The 1,480-nt window shown below is 45.9% G+C and carries 2 protein-coding genes; both read left to right on the top strand.

Features of this window, described 5'->3' with window-relative positions; genetic code table 11:
• Positions 1–937 (top strand): DUF294 nucleotidyltransferase-like domain-containing protein (locus AB4653_RS27375; protein ID WP_372105813.1); only part of this gene is annotated, 937 nt, incomplete at its 5' end.
• Positions 937–1,480, top strand: a 544-nt coding sequence (locus AB4653_RS27370) for a 3'-5' exonuclease (protein ID WP_372105812.1), incomplete at its 3' end; no start/stop codon positions are given. The genes AB4653_RS27375 and AB4653_RS27370, both read left to right, overlap by 1 nt.

Below are 1,480 nucleotides of genomic sequence, written 5' to 3'. Positions count from 1 at the left end.
GGTGGAAGGCAAGGTTGCACCGGAAACCGTCGGTAAGGTAATGACCATGATCATGGATGCCTACACCCGCCGATTGATTCAAATAGCGATTGATAAATTAGGCCCACCACCGTGTGATTTCTCTTGGATCGTAGCCGGATCGCACGCGCGTAATGAAGTGCACATGTTGTCGGATCAAGACAGCGCGATTGTACTGGCTGATGATGCGACAGACAGTGACCGTATTTACTTCAAACACTTAGCGATGATGGTGACCAACGGGTTGGCAAGCTGCGATTACCCGTTATGCCCAGGTAAATTCATGGCAGCGACGCCAAAATGGTGTCAGCCTCTCAATGTTTGGAAGCACTACTATAAAAAGTGGGTTGCCAACCCTGAGTATGAACGCCTACTCAACATCAGTGTGTTCCTAGAGATCCGTACTATTTATGGCAACAGTGAGTTCGAAGGCATTCTTCGTGATGAGCTGCATACTAATATTCGCGGCAACCGTGAGTTCCTAAGTACGCTCGTGAAAGATGCGGTCAATACCAATCCACCTTTGGGTATCTTCAACAGCTTGGTGTTAGAAAAATCGGGTGAGAACAAGAAAACCTTGAACGTGAAGAAATACGCCATCAACTTGATTATTGATTTAGCACGTATTTATGGTCTTGCAGTGGAGTGTGACTTGTCGGCCACTGATGAACGCTTTGCGGCAGCCAATGAAAAAGGCATGCTGAGCGACGACGCATTCAAAAACATTCTAGGTGCTTACCAGTTCATTCTCTCTTTCCGATTCGGTCATCAACTTGAAGCGTTGAAGAACGGAGATGTGCCCGACAACAATATCAATCCAGATAGCTTTGGTAGCTTTGAACGTAAACACTTGAAAGATGCCTTTAGGATCATTGCTGACCTTCAAGAAGCGGCGAAAATTCGTTTCGGAGCACGCTAATGAAATCGTTTTTAAATTACTTTCATCCGCTTGAGCGAATTAAACGTAAACGTAAGCAATATCTGGGAACGGTTAAGTTGCCAGAAGCGTTACATGATCTCGTAGATCAGCCTTGCCCTGAAATGACGGACTTGGCCAAAGACAGTGACTATATCGTGTTGGATCTTGAGACCACGGGTCTAGACAGCGAACAAGATCTGATTTTGTCCATGGGTTGGGTCGATGTGGTCAAGGGGCGAATAGACTTAGCGTCCGCAAAGCATATTTATCTGGATAACGATTCGCAGATCAACGCTGAAACCGCCGTGATTAACCATATTACGCCGCAAATGTTAGAAGAGGGCGCTTCTATTCATGATGCGATGCTGACGTTCTTCGAAGCAGCGAAAGGCAAGATTATTGTCGCGCACGCTTGCATGGTAGAAGAGAGGTTCATTAGCCAATATCTTCTTCGCTGTTACGGTTTACGAGCGATTCCTCTGCTTTGGCTAGACACATTGTGTATTGAAAAGAGTATGGAGAAAGCGATCAGCAATCATGAAG

The organism is Vibrio sp. 10N.222.48.A3, from assembly GCF_041475345.1.
GTDB lineage: Bacteria > Pseudomonadota > Gammaproteobacteria > Enterobacterales > Vibrionaceae > Vibrio > Vibrio tasmaniensis_A.
This window is presented reverse-complemented; position numbering and strand designations above follow the sequence as displayed.